The 17,070-nt window shown below is 58.5% G+C and carries 15 protein-coding genes; 10 read left to right on the top strand and 5 right to left on the bottom strand.

Going from position 1 to position 17,070, the window contains the following annotated elements; all coding sequences use genetic code 11:
• Nucleotides 1-124: 124 nt before the first annotated feature.
• The 4 genes from BLR44_RS22840 to BLR44_RS22825 all read right to left on the bottom strand — a co-directional run bounded on the left by BLR44_RS22840 (nt 125) and on the right by BLR44_RS22825 (nt 3,404).
• Nucleotides 125-1,156: an oxygen-dependent tRNA uridine(34) hydroxylase TrhO gene (locus BLR44_RS22840; protein ID WP_089686532.1), complete on the bottom strand. Its 1,032-nt coding sequence runs from the start codon at nt 1,154-1,156 to the stop codon at nt 125-127.
• 73 nt (nt 1,157-1,229) lie between these two features.
• Nucleotides 1,230-1,481: a membrane protein insertion efficiency factor YidD gene (yidD, locus tag BLR44_RS22835; RefSeq protein WP_089686530.1), complete on the bottom strand. Its 252-nt coding sequence runs from the start codon at nt 1,479-1,481 to the stop codon at nt 1,230-1,232.
• Nucleotides 1,482-1,663: 182 nt separating this feature from the next.
• Nucleotides 1,664-2,569: a nucleotidyltransferase family protein gene (locus BLR44_RS22830; RefSeq protein ID WP_089686528.1), complete on the bottom strand. Its 906-nt coding sequence runs from the start codon at nt 2,567-2,569 to the stop codon at nt 1,664-1,666.
• A 79-nt stretch (nt 2,570-2,648) separates the two neighbouring features.
• Complete coding sequence (locus BLR44_RS22825; RefSeq protein ID WP_089686527.1) at nt 2,649-3,404, bottom strand: ThuA domain-containing protein; 756 nt, start codon at nt 3,402-3,404, stop codon at nt 2,649-2,651.
• A 268-nt stretch (nt 3,405-3,672) separates the two neighbouring features.
• Here BLR44_RS22825 and BLR44_RS22820 point away from each other — a divergent pair, with 268 nt between their 5' ends.
• From BLR44_RS22820 to purU, 6 genes are all read left to right on the top strand, one after another.
• Complete coding sequence (locus BLR44_RS22820) at nt 3,673-4,881, top strand: redoxin domain-containing protein (protein ID WP_089686524.1); 1,209 nt, start codon at nt 3,673-3,675, stop codon at nt 4,879-4,881.
• Between the two features lie 480 nt (nt 4,882-5,361).
• Nucleotides 5,362-6,183, top strand: a complete 822-nt coding sequence (locus tag BLR44_RS22815) for a hypothetical protein (protein WP_245706150.1) — start codon at nt 5,362-5,364, stop codon at nt 6,181-6,183.
• A gap of 185 nt (nt 6,184-6,368) precedes the next feature.
• Nucleotides 6,369-7,913: an amidase gene (locus tag BLR44_RS22810; protein ID WP_089686522.1), complete on the top strand. Its 1,545-nt coding sequence runs from the start codon at nt 6,369-6,371 to the stop codon at nt 7,911-7,913.
• Between the two features lie 12 nt (nt 7,914-7,925).
• The gene (locus tag BLR44_RS22805) at nt 7,926-8,843 is read left to right on the top strand and encodes a PD-(D/E)XK nuclease family protein (protein ID WP_089686520.1); all 918 of its coding nucleotides are present in this window, start codon (nt 7,926-7,928) and stop codon (nt 8,841-8,843) included.
• A 164-nt stretch (nt 8,844-9,007) separates the two neighbouring features.
• Nucleotides 9,008-9,649, top strand: coding sequence for a hypothetical protein (locus tag BLR44_RS28950; RefSeq protein WP_176956174.1), 642 nt, complete (start codon nt 9,008-9,010; stop codon nt 9,647-9,649).
• A gap of 42 nt (nt 9,650-9,691) precedes the next feature.
• Nucleotides 9,692-10,522, top strand: a complete 831-nt coding sequence (gene purU, locus BLR44_RS22795; RefSeq protein ID WP_245706149.1) for a formyltetrahydrofolate deformylase — start codon at nt 9,692-9,694, stop codon at nt 10,520-10,522.
• A gap of 75 nt (nt 10,523-10,597) precedes the next feature.
• On the opposite strand, the gene BLR44_RS22790 is transcribed toward purU, so the two are convergent.
• A complete protein-coding gene (locus tag BLR44_RS22790; protein WP_089686517.1) occupies nt 10,598-13,027 on the bottom strand; it encodes a T9SS type A sorting domain-containing protein in 2,430 nt (809 codons plus the stop codon).
• A 649-nt stretch (nt 13,028-13,676) separates the two neighbouring features.
• Between BLR44_RS22790 and BLR44_RS22785 the strand changes: the two genes are divergently transcribed.
• From BLR44_RS22785 to BLR44_RS22770, 4 genes are all read left to right on the top strand, one after another.
• The gene (locus tag BLR44_RS22785; protein WP_089686515.1) at nt 13,677-14,162 is read left to right on the top strand and encodes an LURP-one-related/scramblase family protein; all 486 of its coding nucleotides are present in this window, start codon (nt 13,677-13,679) and stop codon (nt 14,160-14,162) included.
• The gene (locus tag BLR44_RS22780; RefSeq protein WP_089686513.1) at nt 14,162-14,632 is read left to right on the top strand and encodes a methyltransferase family protein; all 471 of its coding nucleotides are present in this window, start codon (nt 14,162-14,164) and stop codon (nt 14,630-14,632) included. Before BLR44_RS22785 ends, BLR44_RS22780 begins: the two co-directional genes overlap by 1 nt.
• Nucleotides 14,633-15,243: 611 nt before the next feature.
• Nucleotides 15,244-15,951, top strand: coding sequence for a DUF4386 domain-containing protein (locus BLR44_RS22775; protein ID WP_176956172.1), 708 nt, complete (start codon nt 15,244-15,246; stop codon nt 15,949-15,951).
• A gap of 7 nt (nt 15,952-15,958) precedes the next feature.
• Nucleotides 15,959-16,939 (top strand): NAD(P)-dependent alcohol dehydrogenase, encoded by a 981-nt coding sequence (locus tag BLR44_RS22770; protein WP_089686509.1) that lies wholly within the window; start codon nt 15,959-15,961, stop codon nt 16,937-16,939.
• Nucleotides 16,940-17,070 lie beyond the last annotated feature (131 nt).

The raw sequence follows: 17,070 nt of genomic DNA, 5'->3' as shown, positions 1-17,070 counted from the left end.
CGGGAGATGATAAACGTGGCGAAAACATTTTAGTTTCTTCCATAACAAAAAACCACCAGCCGCGGTGCCGCAGGTGGTGGTAAGGAGGTTGCGCGTACTGTCTGCACGCCAGATTGGAGTCGGTTTACTGGTCGCCTACCGTCGGGCGGGCCGTGAGGCGTCCCTTGCTGAACCGCGTTTTGGCGGGTTGCTGCTGGCGGATTTTCTGCTGCTCTTCTTCGGGCAGGTGCGTCACCTCCTGGCAGGTATCGGAGCAACAACCTTCGTACTGGGCCGCACAGGCCTCGCACTGGATAAACAGTAGGTTGCAGGCGGTGTTGTCGCAGTTGGTGTGCGTATCGCACGGCGCGCCACACTGATGGCAGTGACTGATCACCTCGTGGCCGACACGCTCGCCCAGCCGCTCGTCGAACACAAAGTTTTTCCCCCGAAACTTGTTGGGCAGGCCTTTTTCCTGCACTTCGTGGGCGTATTTGATGATGCCGCCTTCCAGCTGAAAGACGTTTTTATAGCCTTTGTGCTTAAAATAGGCGCTTGCCTTTTCGCAGCGGATGCCGCCGGTGCAATACATCACCACGTTTTTCTCCTGCTGGCCTTCCAGCTCCCGCTCAGCCATCGGAAGGGCATCGCGGAACGAGTCGGCGTCGAGGCGGATGGCCCCTTCGAAATGCCCCACCTCAGCTTCGTAGTGGTTGCGCATATCGACGATGATCGTATTCGGATCTTCGGCGATGCGGTTAAACGCTTCGGCCGAGAGGTGCTGCCCTTTGTTGGTCACGTCGAACGTGGTGTCATTCAGGCCGTCGGCGACAATTTTGGGCCGCACTTTGATCGCCAGCTTGAAGAACGACTTGCCGTCGTCTTCGACAGCCACGTTCAGCCGGAGCTGCCCAAGGTACGGATGCTGGTAAATGGCGTCGCGGTACGCTTCGAAGTGTTCGGTCGGAACGCTCACCTGGGCGTTGATCCCTTCCTGGGCGACGTAGACGCGCCCCCACACCCGCCACTGCATCCACTGCGCGTACAGTTCGTCGCGCAGGGCGGCCGGGTCGTCGATGCGGACGTAGCGGTAAAACGACAGCGTGGTACGGGGTTCCTGGCTTTGCTGGAGTTTCTGCTTGAGTTCTTTGCCGTTGACGCGGTTATGAAGTAGCATGGAACAAGACAATAATACGAATGCAATTGAAAACACGGTGCGGGTGCGTTGCGGGCACCTGCCTACCGCAAAATTAACAGGACGAAGAAATATCTGCTTCTTTCTTTTTGGGAACAGGATCGTACCCATGTCCGCCCCACGGATGGCAACGGCTCATGCGCTTCAGGCCCATCCACCCCCCGCGGAAAGGTCCGTGGAGGCGAATCGCCTCCAGCATGTACTGCGAACACGTCGGCGTATACCGGCACGAGGGCGGAAACAGGGGCGAAATGGCCAGTTGGTAGAACCGCACCAGAAAGACGAAGAAGGAACTGATGAGTTTCAAAGTAGCAAATGACAAATGGCAGCGTGCTGCGTTTCTCGTTCGTTGGGCCTCGCTTCTCACGTCAGGATGTCCTGAAAGAAGCTTTCCCGGTTTTTCTCGTTGCGGCAATCCCAGAGGGTCCGTACGAAAAAAGCCACCGCTCAGAAGCAGTGGCTTTCTCTAGTACGTGAATCGACTCGTGTTTAGTTCCCCCAGAGGTTATCGGGGTACACACCTCCCTCGATCAGGGAGTTGAGCCGCCCGATCACGTCGGGCTTGTCTTCTTTGTAGGTTACGCCGAACCAGGAGTCGCGCGAAGTCAGCACTTTGACCGACACTTCGTTCTTGGCGATCAGTTCGTTCAGAATGTCGGGAATGGTCATTTCGGCCGACGGATCTTTGATGTTTTCGCGTACGAAGTTGCCGAAATACTCGTCGATATAGTCGAAGAAGGTGGGCGTAAAGCCGAACATGTTCATCGACACAATGGTGTCTTCGCCCAACGTACCGCGCTCGCCGTCCGGGTTGTGGAAGCGGATGGTGCCGGCCTCGTCGCGGCCCACTTTTTTACGCTCGACAATCTCGGTCAAGGAACGGTTTTCGTCCACCTTGCACACGCCACGCGATACGGTTCCGAACTCCGAAAGGGTTTTGGGCAATTCGTATCCTACCATCGAATAGTGGTTTCCGGCCGGTTGGTCGGAGAGGAATTTCACCAGCAGCTCGTAGGCTTCTTTGCCGTAGTAGTCGTCGGCGTTGATCACGGCGAAAGGCTCCTTCACCACGTCTTTGGCCGACAGCACGGCTTGCGCAGTCCCCCAGGGTTTGCTGCGTTCCACCGTTTCGGAGGTGTATTTGGAGACGTCGGGCTCCTGATAGACGTATTCTACCGGAATCTGCTTCGACAGTTTGTCGCCGAAGGCTTCTTTGAAGTCGGCTTCGATGTCGCGACGGATCACGAACACGACTTTGCCGAAGCCGGCCCGAATGGCGTCGAAGATCGAGTAGTCGATGATGACTTCACCGGAGGGGCCCATCGGGTCCATCTGTTTTAATCCTCCGTAACGGCTGCCCATCCCGGCGGCCAAAATCACAAGCGTTGGTTTCATAGTTTTGGTTTGGTGGCTATTCCTGCGGGCAAAGATGACACTCTCGGCCAAGGGAAGCAAAAGTTTTTAGATTTTACGGTTATTTCTCAGTACTTACCATATTCGGCAGCTTTTTCTTGCCGGTGGCGGCCCAGTAGAGCGCTCCGTACAGGTGCTGCAAAAATTCGGGCTTCTCGTAACAGTCGTCGCGGTGGCCCAGGCCGGTGTAAAACGCCCGGCCGCCGTCGAACTCGTGGTACCAGGCCATCGGGTGCATAGCGCCCATGTTGCCGCCCTCGTAGCTACTTTCGTCGACGGTGAGCAGCACCGTCAGGTCGCCCGCCTGGTCTTCCTTATAATTGTACCACTCGTCGGTCCACTCCCACGGATCGGGCAGATGCGCCGAAGCCGGGTGCTTAGCGTCTTCTACGTGTAACATCGCCGTCTGTTGCTTCGGATGCGAATCAAAGTAGTGCCCGACCAGTTGCCCGTACCAGGGCCAGTCGTATTCGGTGTCGGCGGCGGCGTGGATGCCGACGTAGCCCTTGCCGCTCTGGATGTACTTTTCGAACGCGGCCTGTTCGGCCTCGCCCAGCACGTTTTGCGTCGTGTTCAGAAACACCACCACGTCGTACTGCTTCAGCGTATTGTCATTGAACTGGAGCGAATCTTCCGTCGTGTCGACGTCAAAGTTGTACTGTGCGCCCAGTTGTTTCACGGTCGCGACGCCCGTTTCGATGGCCTCATGACGGTAGCCATTGGTTTTGGAAAACACCAGTACCCGAAAAGAAGTCTGCGCCTGGACCAGCGGGGCGATCAGCCACGCTGCCAGCAAAAAAAGAAGAGAAGGTTTCATGGGATAAAGTTGGTTTTGCTTAAAACTAGAGGGTTTCCGCAGAAAAATGAACCGTAGCCGGGAAAAAGAGCGACGAGGCAAACAGAAAAATCGCTACCGCGCTTTTTTCGGTCCCAAACACGTGTTTGTGGGCAACGCCACAGTAACTCCGGCGGCCGACGCTCTCTTGTTGGTAGCGGGGCACAACAACCCTTCTGCGTTTCGTTTGCGACAAATTTGTAATTTGTAATTTGCCCTCAGCAATCACCCATCACCTCTCCATACATCCATGATCCGCTACTCCACACCCTTCCTACTCGCCGCCCTGCTGTCTGCCTGCCAGTCGGGTCAGGATACGGCCGATACCTCCGCTTCTGCCCCCGACTCCTCAAACGTGACGCTGGCATCGCAGGAAATCAAGGTCAATCCGCAACTGGTCCACAAAACCGACGTCAAAACCCTGGAACTGGGCGCATCTGCCCCGGATTTCAAACTACCGGGCGTCGACGGCAAATACCACACCCTGGCCGAATACCAGGACGCGCCCGTGCTGGCGGTCATTTTTACCTGCAACCACTGCCCCACGGCACAGGCCTACGAAGAGCGCATCAAGCAGCTGGTCACCGACTACCAAAGCAAAGGCGTGCAGGTCATCGCCATTTCGCCCAACAGTCCGCTGGCGCTTCTGTACGACGAACTAGGGTACACCGACCTCGGCGATACGTACGAGGACATGAAAATGCGCGCGGAAGACGAAGACTTCAACTTCCCTTACCTCTACGATGGCGACCACCAGGCCGTCTCTATCGCCTACGGCCCCGTGGCGACGCCCCACGCGTTTGTGTTCGACAAAGACCGGAAGCTCCGCTATGTAGGGCGGCTCGATGCCTCGGAAAAGCCAGGAACGGCCCAGGCGGAAGACATCCGCGCGGCGCTGGACGACCTGCTGGCCGGGCGCGACGTGGCCAATCCGCAGACCAAAACCTTTGGGTGCAGCACGAAATGGGCCTGGAAGAACGACATGAAAGAGAAGGTTTACAACGAGTGGGACGCCCAGGAAGTAACGCTCGAAACCATCGACGAAGCGGGCATTCAGCAACTCCTGAAAAACGATACCGACAAGCTGCGGCTGATTAACGTCTGGGCCACCTGGTGCGGTCCCTGCGTGGTCGAGTACCCCGAGTTTGTGGTGATGGAGCGGATGTACAACGACCGCCCGTTCGAGTTCATTTCGATCAGCGCCGACAAGCCCGAGCAGAAGGACAAGGCGCTGAAGTTCCTGCAAAAAGAGCACTCGGCCGTCGAGAACTACATCTTTGACAAAGACGACAAATACGCACTGATGGAAGCCGTCGATCCCGACTGGGCCGGGGCCCTCCCCTACACCGTGCTGGTGGAGCCGGGCGGCAAACGGGTCTACAGCCAGCAAGGCTCCATCGATCCGCTCGAACTCCGCCGTCTGATCGTCAACCACCCGCTCATCGGCCGGTACTACTAATAGTTAATAGTTAGAAAAAGTTTCAGGGTCGTTCAGGCGATCCGTCAGGTCCGGTTCCGGGGTCAGCCGACTTCGGAACCGGACTTTTTTTCTAGAGACACGTGCCTGCGTCACCGTGTACCACTCAGACTAACCACAACTCCATGGCCGGGATCTACGAAGTTACTTTCCAAGTTAAGAATGGGTTGCCTTCCTGGGAGGCAATCAGCACCCGCTTTACGAACCTAACCGGCTTACACCTGCAGCTACAGGCGCGTGTGACGCTCCGGCAACTTACCGACTCCCCCCCAGCTCATGGCACAATTGCAACAGGATGCAGCTATACAATCCCGACACGTAGAAGGCATGCGAGCCCCATCCTCAACCAAGGGAGGCATGGGCAAAGCTGAAGCGGTGGGAAGAATACCCGTTAAACGACCGAAGAAGTAAGACCATACAGCCGCTCATTTTTTGTTGAAGATAGCTTGGCGTATCTTACCGATGCGCATCCCTCCCCCCGGCAACATGGCACGCATCCACCTGTTCGAATTTGAGGACCAGCAGGCTTTCCCGTCATTTTTGCGGAATTACATGACCGACTTCCTGCAATTCCTTTCCAACAAAACCCGCCTCTTCCACCCCATCCTTCCCTTGCTCGCCGAAGCCATCCGCCAGAGCGGCAGCCGGCAGCTGATCGACCTGGCGTCGGGCGGTGGCGGTGGGTTGCTGGGATTGCTGGACGAACTCCGGCAGAAGTTCCCGGAACTGCGCGTGCTTCAGACCGACTATTATCCGAACCGGGATGCCGCCGCTTACCTCCAACAGACCCGGCCAGATGTGGATTACCTCGACGTGCCGGTCGATGCCCGGCAGGTGCCGACTCATCTGAAAGGACTGCGCACCCTGTTTCTGGCGTTGCACCATTTCCGTCCCGCCGACGCCCGGGCCATCCTGCAAAACGCCATCGACGCCCGGAGTGGCATCGCGATTTTCGAAGGGCAGGAACACAGCCTGCCGAGCCTGCTGGCCATGTTCTTTTCGCCCGTGAGTGTGCTGCTTACCACTCCCTTCATCCGGCCGTTCCGCCTGGGTCGGCTGGTCTTCACCTACCTGATTCCGTTAGTCCCGCTGTGCGTCTGGTGGGACGGAATCGTCTCGTCACTCCGCACTTACTCGGTCGACGAGATGCGTGCGCTCATCCATTCGCTGGATCGCCACGACACGTTTTCGTGGCACATCGGGCGGATTAAATCGGGCCCGGCAGCGGTGCTTTACCTGATCGGCACCGCGCAGGAAAGCGCGACACAAATCCAACTTATCTGATATAACAACGGTTTCATCGATAGGAACAAGCGACTCAAAAGTATGGCGGGTCGTCTCAAAAACATCGAAGAGCACCTGAAACAGGGCAACCGCTAGCCCCGACAGGCGCGTGAATTATGCATGGGCTGTTCGGACATCCCGACACGATGCTGTAACTTGAACGCATCTGTTTTAAGCCACTCTGTATGGGTAAACGTTTTCTGCTGTTCTACAGCCTCCTGTCCCTCCTGCTGCTCCGTTGCCACCCCACTCCCGAGCAAACCGCTGCCCCCCTCGACCTGACCGAATTGACCGTCGCTGACATTCACGAGGCGTACCGGGCCGGGCGCTTTACGGCGCAGCAACTGGTGGCGGCTTACCTGGATCGCATTAAGGAGGTGGATACCCTGACCCACGCCATTTCGGTGGTGAATCCCGAAGCGCTGGCGGCGGCACAGGCCCTGGACGATGAATTTGCCCGCACGCAGCAGTTGCGACCGCTGCACGGCATTCCCGTCATTGTGAAAGACAACATCAATACCAGAGGACTGCCTACGACCGGGGGCGCGCTGGCGCTACAGGATTTTGTCCCGGACGCCGATGCCTTTATCATCCAACGTCTGGTGGATGCCGGCGCCATCGTCCTGGCGAAGTCGAACATGGCCGAGTGGGCGTTCAGTCCGATGCACACGGAAAGTTCGACCGTCGGCACCACGCACAATCCCTACCACCTCGACCACGTTCCGGCGGGGTCCAGCGGGGGGACGGCCGCGGCGGTCGCGGCGAATTTCGGCACCCTCGGCCTGGGTACCGACACCGGCAACTCGATCCGGGGGCCTTCGTCGCACAACGCGCTGGTCGGGTTCCGCACCACGCTTGGGCTGGTGAGCCGCAGCGCCATCATTCCCCTCTACCTGCGCAACGACGTGGTGGGGCCGATGTGCCGCACAGTGGAAGACGCCACCCGCGTGCTGGAAGTGACGGCCGGGTTTGACCCGGACGATCCGCTGACGCGCCAGGCCGAGGGCAAAATTCCGGACAACTACCAACAGTTTCTGCAAGCGGACGGCCTGCAAGGAGCGCGCATCGGGGTGTTACGCGCGCTGAGCGACCACGACCCGAATCCGGAGATCAAAGCGCTGTTCGAACAAGCGTTGGCTGACCTGCGCGCCCAGGGGGCAGATGTCGTCGATTCGGTGGCGGTGCCCGACTTCGCGGCGTTGCGCCAACACCAGTGGTGTGCCGAATTTCGGAAGGACGTGGAAGCGTACCTGGCGACGTACGTGCACCGCGACACGATGCAGACGCTGGAAGACATCATCCGCGTGGGCACCACGTCGGACTACGCCGCCGAAGGGCTGGCCTATCAGGCAGACCACATCGGCCGGGGCGGGCTCCCGGAGGTTCCCTGCGGGGACGCCTACACCGATCCGCGCCGCATTGCATTTCGCGAAGCCATCGAACACACGATGGACAGCCTCCGGCTCGACGCGCTCGTCTATCCGTCGTGGCTCCACCCGCCGGCCCTGATCGACTCGTTTCAGGTGCAGTACCGGGGCGACAACAGCCAGATTATCGCGCCGCACACCGGTCAACCGGCCTTTACGGTTCCGATGGGCTTTACGCGCGAAAACCTCCCGGCCGGCCTGCAGTTTCTGGGCCGCATGTACGCCGAGCCTACCCTGATCAAACTCACCTACGCCTACGAACAGGCCACGCACCACCGCGTCCCGCCAACGTTGGAAAAGTAGCGACCGCTCTCTATGGAACGTGACCTGTTACCGGTGGAGTCCATTCAGGAAAGGGACATTGACCTGCTTCTGCTGGAGGAGCTATCGACCGATGCTTCGTTTTGTGCGTGGTTTTTTCAAGAGTTGGCCCTGCCCCCGTTTTCAAACCTGCTGGGTGCGTGGAAAAGCATTTCCGAATTTGGGTTAGGCGAAACCGACATTTTGTGTGCCTACGAGTCGCAGGGGGCGCCCATTCTTCTGCTTCTTGAAAACAAGCTGGATGCCTCGTTTCAGGAAGATCAGTTCGCACGGTATCTGTTGCGTGCGCAGCAGTACAAAACAACGCAGGCCTACCAGGAAGCGTATTGCGTTCTGGTCGCGCCAGCGTCATTCTGCCAGGCACAACATGCGTTTGATCGCTTCATTACTTATGAAACCATCGCCCAATGGCTCCACCAATCAGGCACGCCGCGAGGACGTTTCAAAAGCAAGCTGCTGCAGATTGCGGTTCAGAAACAAAGAAGAGGCTACCAACCCATCAACTCTGTCTCTGTCCAACGTTTCTGGCAACTTTACTGGCACTACCGGGAAGAACACCATGCCCGTTTTCGCATGAAGAAACCAGACCTTGTGCCGCACAACAGCGACTGGCCCATCCTCCGAGACGAAGCCCTGCTGGGCATTCTGTTTTATCACAAACTAGCGCAGGGCCACGTGGACGCCACCTTTCGGAACTTCTCTGACGACCTTGTGCGGCAACTCAAAAACCTCCTTCCACCGCAGGCGGCCGTGGTTCAGCACAACACGTATTTTTCCATACGCCTCGCGACCCAACCCCTCGACCGCACCCAAGATTTTCATCAGCAGCTTGCCCAGGTAGCACAGGCGTTCGAGCGGCTGGAACGGCTCCGGGCGTGGCTTCACCGGCATCAGCACCTTTGGGGCGACTAACGCCAACGCCGCTTGTGCGCGCTGTTTCGGCAGCAACGGGCACGTCCGCAGGGCGGCATTTTCCCGAAAAATGCTGTTACCTCGCCGTTATCTCTGCGCCCGCGCTTCCCATTTCCTTGAAAAAGTGATTAAGTTGCCGCCACTCATCTGAAACTCAACTTTCTATGATTCTCTGGCGACCTGTTGGTATTCATGAACTGCGGCTGATTTACGAATCGGGGATGAAGGCGTTTCCGGCCCGGCTGGCCCAGCAACCCATCTTTTACCCCGTGTTGAACGAACCCTACGCCTGCCAGATTGCGAAAGAGTGGAATGCCGATTCGGACAAGGGGTGCGGCTACGTGTTGCGGTTCGAGGTGAAAGATGCGTACGCCACCCAGTTCAAGAAACAGAACGTAGGGACGTCGGAACACGAGGAACTGTGGGTCATTGCCGAAGTGCTACCCGAACTCAATGCCCAGATTCTCGGGATGATCGAGCTGACCCAGGCCTTTTTCCGGGAAGATTTCCAGGGCTACGAGCCCACCACGCGCGTTTTCGGCAACCTGCACGAGGGGCTGCATCAACCCGATCCGCTGTTGCAGTGGGAGGCGCTGGAGGCCCTCGATGCCGAAGGCCAACTGGAAGAAGCAGTGATCAATTACAACAAAATGCTGTTTCTGCACTTCCCCTACTGGTGCGCCATGGCCGAAACGGACGAGGACTTTGCCTTGCTCGGCAAACTACGCACCACCTGGGAGAAGCAGTTTTCGGCCCGCCTGTGTTCGCAGGCGACGCTGTATACCCCGACCAACACTGAAGAATAATTCCCCACGTTCCGCCCCTCTGCGGGCGTTAGCTCTGTTTTTGTGACGCACCTGCTCCACATCGATTGCCCCGACGAACCGGGTCTGGTTTTCCGCATCACCCAAGTGCTGTTTGAACACGGCTTCAACATCATCAGCAACCAAGAGTTTGTCGACCAAAGTACCCAGTACTTCTTTATGCGCACCGCATTTGCGGGCGACCGTCCTCCGCAGGTAGTGGTGGACCAGTTGCGCCAGCGCCTCTCGCCGGCCACGACGGTACGGCTGGCTACGGCGGGCAAACGCCCCATTGTGCTGATGGCCACCAAAGAGTCGCACTGCCTGGGCGACCTGCTGTTGCGCCACGCCGACGGCGAACTGAACGCGGACATCCAGGCGGTCATCAGCAACCACGCCGTGCTGGAACCGCTCGTGAACCGCTTCGACATTCCGTTTCATCATGTGCCGGCCACCCACGACCGCGCCGCGCACGAGCGGGGCGTATTGGCGCTGCTCGAACAGTACCGCCCCGATTACCTGGTGCTGGCGAAATACATGCGCATCCTCTCTCCCGAGTTTGTGGCCCGCTATCCGTTCCGCATCCTGAACATCCACCATTCGTTTCTGCCCGCCTTTGTCGGCGCGCGCCCCTACCATCAGGCGTTCGAGCGGGGGGTAAAAATCATCGGTGCCACGGCCCATGCCGTCACCAACGATCTGGATACCGGTCCGATCATCGCTCAGGACGTGCTGCCCGTTACGCACACGCACACGGCGGCCAGCATGGCGCAGGCGGGGCGCGACATCGAAAAACTGGTCCTGGCTCGCGCCTTGAAACTCCTGCTGGAAGAGCGCGTCTTCTTCCACCACAACCGCACCGTCGTGTTTGAATAGCGACCATGCAAAAGCGCCTGACCGGATCTCCGGCCAGGCGCTTGGTGATGTTAAGTAAGATATGCGAGTGCTAGCTTATCGCTTCACGACTTTGAGTTGGGTACGCTGCTCGTTGGCCTGCACTTCGACGATGTAGAGCCCGGCGGCACCCGGCAGCGGCACCTGCACCTCGGCGGTAGCGTCGGCCCGCATCACCGCTACGATCTGCCCCATGGTGTTGCGCACACGCACCTCAACCTGCCGGTAGGTTTGTCCCAGCGAGAGCGTCACGTCCCCCGCCGTCGGGTTAGGATAGGCTTTGCAGTGCGTCGCCAGCAGGCGATCGGCAACTCCCGTGACCACGACCGACAGGTGCGACGACGTATCGCTGCATTCGCCTTGGGTGACGATCACGGCGTAGGTGCCGCTGGCCTCCGGCGTGAACTGCTGCGCGGTGGCTCCCTCGATCGGCAGGTAGTTCTGCGCTACATCCACCCACTGGTAAGTAGCATTAGCGGCATTGCTGGTGAGCGTGCCGCCCTCGACGGTCACCGACGTATCCACTGTGGTGACGGTAAGTTTCAGGGTCATGGCACTATCGCAACCAGCCGCATTCGGAATGGCCGTTTGGTAGGTACCGCTCTCGGTGTAGGTCGTGCCCATCCAGTCGTACGCGCCGCAGGCGGCAATCGTCGCGGTGGAGGCGGTCGGTTGCGTGATGGTCAGCGTCAAGGTCATCACACTATCGCAGCCCGCTATATTCGGAATCGTGTCCCGATACGTGCCACTGGCTTCGTAAGTGGTGCCACGCCATTCATACGCCTCGCAGGTGGTTACGGTGGCGGCAGAAGTGGTCGGTTGATTCATGGTAAGCTCCAGCGTCATGACACTATCACACCCGGCCGCATTCGGAATGGTCGCCTGGTAGGTGCCGCTCTCGGTATAGGCGGTGCCTTGCCATTCGTAGCGTGTGCACGAAGTAATCTGCGTCGTGGAAGCGGTGGGTTGCAGAAGCGTCAGTTCCAACGTCATGATGCTGTCGCACCCGGCCCCGTTGGGAATGGTATCCCGGTAGGTGCCCCCCGAGGTATACACCTGGCCCTGCCATTCGTACTGCTCGCAAGCCGTAGCCTGGAACGTCGCCGCAGTCGGTTGCGTGATGGTCAGGTTCAGCGTCAGCACACTGTCGCAACCCGCTGCGTTCGGGATCGTATCCCGGTAGGTGCCGCTTTCCTCGTAGGTTTTCCCCCGCCACGCATAAGCGCCACACGCGGTCATGGCCAGTGTAGAAGCCGTCGGCTGGTGGATCGTAAGTTTCAGGGTCATGAGGCTGTCGCAGCCCGCCCGGTTCGGAATGGTCGTTTGGTAGGTACCGCTCTCGGTGTAGGTGGTGCCCATCCAGTCGTACGCACCGCAGGCAGCAATCGTCGTGGTGGAGGCGGTCGGTTGTGTGATGGTCAGATTCAGCGTCATCACACTATCGCAGCCCGCCGCATTCGGAATCGTGTCCCGGTACGTGCCGCTTTGCGTGTAGGTTTTGCCGCGCCAGACGTAACGCGAACAGGCAACTTCCGTGAACGTTGCCGCCGTAGGCTTCTTGATGGTCAGGCGGATGGTCAGCAGACTGTCGCATCCGGCCGCATTGGTCAGTTGGTCCTGGTAGGTACCGCTTTCGGTCCAGGTGTGTTTGCCACTGGGTGAAGTATAACGCTCGCAAGCGGTCGCCGTAATCTCGCCCGAGGTTGCCGTACACATTACCTTGTAGCCGTTCCAGCGCAGGGTAGCGTCGTCGAACACCCACAGGCGTCCGTTGGCAAAACCCAGGTTAAACAAGCTGACCGAAGGCGTATTTACCGGCAACTGAGAACTGCCTGCATACGCCCCGGTGGCTTTGTTTACATAGTAGAGCACTTTCTCCTGCTCGTTGTACAACCCTATTTCGTAGCCCGGCAGCCCGGTATAGGCAATGAATGCATTGTGAACGTCTTCGGTAGGCACCGGTAATCCCGTCACGCTCACGGTCCCTACCGGCTCGTGGGTAGCCCGCTTGTAGCGATAGATGTTACCTTCATAGTAGTGGATAATTTCATCGGCCATCCAGTCATACTGGGCAGAAGAAAAGAAATAAGGCCCCATTGTGTTGGGAATGTCGTTTCTTCCTGAGCTAAGCGGGTAAGCATTGGCATCCAGATTCTGTACCCAGATTCCTCCGAAAAACGATCCGTTTCCTTCCAGTTGGCGGGTGTTCGGGTTCCACCAGACGCCGGCGTAATCAAACCCGGCACTCACCTTTGCTTTTGAAACCCCCGCGGCATTGAACGTCTCGATCAGGTAGTTCGAGCTGTTGGGTGTCACGCTGTAGTACAGTTTCTGATCCGGATTGTACGCAACGCCGGAGCGAATGGTCTGCGCCGAATAGGTCGACTGCAACGTCAGGTCGAGCGCAGCGGTCGGTAGCGGCGTCTGCGCGTAAGCGGTCCCCAGGGAGAACAGCCACACACAGTAAAAAAGTAAACTCTTTTTCATGACATTTAATAAGAGTGGGGATTAGTTGGCGATTTTTGCTGTAACGGCTTCACCCGTGAGGCGGGTGGCTCCTCTGTCCATCTTCCGTTTCGCAGGCTCGGAAAGGTTGGGGAGGCTGATCCGGGAGGGGCAGCGACGCGGCTGAGGCGGCTCTGCTCCTGTGTTAAAAATCCGGAAAGTCACCCGGGGCCCGTCTGGTGCGCACCGTGGGGTATGGAGGCAGTTTGGAATACGCCCTCACGCGTCGCCAAAGCTAGTTTTTCGGCGCATACGGCCAGCAACGGGCGTTTGTAGGAGATGTATGTTTGCAGGTCAGCTGTTCGTATGAAAGGCGCTTCATACGGCAACTACGGCGCAAAGCTGCGCGGCGGCGCGCCTGCCCAAAGGCCATCCCGTTCGGCAGCGGCACAGGTCCAGCATCGCTTTGTCGGTGTCTTTGCACTGTCTATCGCTGCTGTAATTTTTCGTCCGTAAACCCACAAATCCTCCCAGGGCGCTTGGCTCTCCCGGCGAGGGGCAGGTGATCCACACGCTGTAGCCCTACGGCCGAAGCCGCTTATGCGCAGTTGGGCCCTTTCCTCCCTTTCTGCCTGACAGGTCGCCGGAATGTGTTAATTTTTGGCGCATTCTTTACCTTGCCTTTGTATCCATGCGCTACCTACTCAAACAAAAAATCTGGTCTTTTGCCGACACTTTCGTGATTCGTGATGCCGAACAGAACGACATGTTCCGCATCGAAGGGAAAGTGTTTTCGTGGGGCGACAAGCTGAGTTTTCAGGACCGGGACGGACTGGAACTGGCCTTCATTTCGCAAAAGCTGATGAGTTTAAAACCGCGGTACGAAATTTACCGCCAGGGCGACCTGTTTGCCGAAGTGGTCAAGGAGTTTTCCTGGTTCAAGAGTCACTTCACGCTCGATGTTCCCGGCCCGAACGATTACACCATTTCCGGCTCGTTCTTCAGCCACGAATACGTGTTTGAGCGCTCCGGTCGGGAGGTAGCCCGCGTTTCGAAAGACTATTTCGCCTGGAGCGATACCTACGGGGTGGACATCGTCGACGGCGAAGACGACGTCGCGATTCTGGCCACCTGCATTGTGATCGACCTGGTGAACCACGACGACAAAAACGGCTGATGAGCACGACACCCTCCAACCACGCCAACGTAAAATTTCCGCCGCCGCTGATGTACGTGGCGGTGTTTCTTCTCGGTTTCCTGATGCAGTGGCTCATTCCGCTGCCGGAGGTCTACCTGCTTCTGCGGTGGATCGGCGGTGGGTTGCTCGGCGCGGCGGGTAGTGTGCTGGTCGGGTGGGCCCTGTGGCTCTTCTGGCAGGACCGGACCAATCCCCTCCCCCATAAACCCTCGCGTGCGCTGGTGATCCGCGGCCCTTACCGCCTGACGCGCAACCCGATGTACGTCGGCATGCTGTTTCTGTACGTGGGGCTGGCCCTGCTGCTGGGCAACTGGTGGCCCGTCATTCTGGTGCCGCTCATCACCGAACTCATCAACCGGTTCGTGATCCAAAAAGAAGAAGCGTACCTCACCCAACGGTTCGGGGGCGACTATACCCGCTACCAGACCCGCGTAGGCCGCTGGCTGTAGCCCTGAAGGCAGGATGTTGGCAGAAAGGGACTTTGGCTTTCGTCATTCTCCTGATTGCCATTGCCCTCACCTTTGCTTAGATCTTCAAACGAGCCTTCGAGCCCGTCCACATGACGATGACGATTCCCCAGACACTGGGAGGCACGCTGATTTGCATTCGTGGGGCGATCAGGTCCGGTATTTTTACCAGCGCCCGAACAATCGTCTTCGTTACATCGGCGCAGGGATGTACCTACGCACTCGATGCACTGATGGGGATACCTCGCATGATGCATGTGACTCCTTCTTGACGATCGATCCGCATGCCCTGGCTGGCGGATCGTATGCTCAACTATGTGTATAGACAGTGGTGCAGGCCCCTGGCAGCACTGGTCAGGACGGCACAAGATCGGGCTGAGCCCACCCCAGTATCCCACGACCACTCATCCCGGCAGGGCGTACCTCATACCCCCGCTCGCCGCCTTGTGTAAAAAGTGTTTTCTGCGGCGGTTTCCCGCCTTTACTTGTCCGCAGCAAAGGGGCCTGGCCACAACGTCCCGCTCGCCGACACAGAGGCTTCAAGGCCCCATCCCTTTAGGTCAGTTCGATCTTCCTTCCAAACTACAATGCGTATGGACTCCCCCAACAAAACTGCCCGCCTTGCCGGTCTGCTGTACCTCCTGATGGGATTTGCCGGCATGTTTGGCCTGATGTACGTTCCCTCCCAACTGATAGTATCGGGCGACGCCGCGGCCACCACCGCCAACATCCTCCAGGCCGAAGGGCTTTACCGCGCGGGCATCGTGGCGAATCTGCTGTGTCAGACGCTCTTCATCTTCCTGGTGCTGGCCCTCTACCGCTTGCTCCGGCCGGTGCACGAATCATACGCCCGGCTAATGCTCGTGCTGGTGATCGTAGCGGTGCCCATTGCGTTTCTCAACCTGGTGAATCAACTGGCCGTCCTGGTGCTGCTGAGCGAAGTCGAATTTTTAGCGGCCTTCGACCCCGCGCAGTTGCAGGCATTGGCGATGGTGTTTCTGCGGCTCTACCACTACGGCATTGTGGTGGTCGAAGTGTTCTGGGGCCTTTGGCTCTTTCCGTTCGGGCTGCTGGTCTACCACTCCGGCTTTCTGCCGCGTCTGCTGGGCATCTTGCTGATGATTGCCTGTTTCGGGTACCTGGCCAACAGCGTGACCGAACTGCTCTTCCCCACCTTTCAGAAGTTTGTGTCGCCCATCACGTCGGTGACCGGAACGGTGGGCGAATTTTCGATCATCCTATGGCTTCTGATCAAAGGCGTTAACGAAAAAACACAATCCGTCGCGGCACAGGCCGCCTAAACGCAATATGAAAGCGATTGTTTACACGCAGTACGGCACCCCCGAAGTGCTTTCGCTCCGGGACCTCCCCGTTCCCTCGCCCCAGGGCGACGAGGTACTGGTGAAGGTTCACGCCGCTTCGATCAATTCGTGGGACTGGGACATGCTACGGGGAGAGCCCTTTTTCGTGCGGATGTGGGGACTGACCAAACCCAGATACCAAGTTCCCGGAGCCGACATAGCCGGTCGGGTCCAAGCCGTAGGCCCGCAGGTCACGCGGTTCCGGCCCGGCGACGAAGTGTTCGGCGATCTGTGCGAATCGGGCTGGGGTGGGTTTGCGGAGTACGCCTGTGCACCCGAAAAGGCGCTGGCGCTGAAATCCCCGCACATGTCGTTTGAAGAGGCGGTCGCGTTGCCGCAAGCGGGCATGATGGCGCTGCAAAGCCTGCGCGACATCCCGGTCCGGCCGGGCGAACGGGTGCTGTTGAACGGCGCGGGCGGCGGGGTCGGTACCCTGGCGTTGCAGATGGCCAAACATTTCGGGGCGGAAGTGACGGCCGTGGACCGCGCTGATAAACTGGACTTCCTGCGAGCGCTCGGAGCCGACCACGTGATCGACTATCAACAGGAGGATTTTACCGCACCCGCTTCGCTGGCAAAACGCGGGCGGGGCTACGACCGCATCATCGACGTGGTGGCAAACCGGTCGCTTTTCGACTACGCCCGCGCCCTGCAACCGGGCGGCAGGTTTCTGATGATCGGGGGTACGTCTTCGTCCATAGTGCAGGCCATGCTGCTGGGACCGCTTCTCTCGAAAATGAACGCCCGACAACTCGGCATTCTGGCCCTGGTCCCCAACCGCGACCTCACCGTGCTGAACGAACTCTACGAGGCCGGCCCCCTGCGCCCTGTCATTGACCGATCTTTTCCCCTGGCTGATACGGCCGCGGCCTTCCGGTATTACGGCACTGGGGACGTGAAGGGCAAAGTGATCGTCACGTCTGCCTAGTCGTTCTCCTTTTATGATTGGAGAAATCACGCAAGCGACCGCAGCGCGTCCCGAATTGACGATGATGTAATAATAAGCGTCCTGATGATCAGGATGTTATCTTTTGCCGTCACCCTTCCGATTCCCTGGAA

The sequence above is a fragment of the Catalinimonas alkaloidigena genome, from assembly GCF_900100765.1.
In the GTDB taxonomy this organism is placed as follows: Bacteria; Bacteroidota; Bacteroidia; order Cytophagales; family Flexibacteraceae; genus Mooreia; species Mooreia alkaloidigena.
This window is presented reverse-complemented; position numbering and strand designations above follow the sequence as displayed.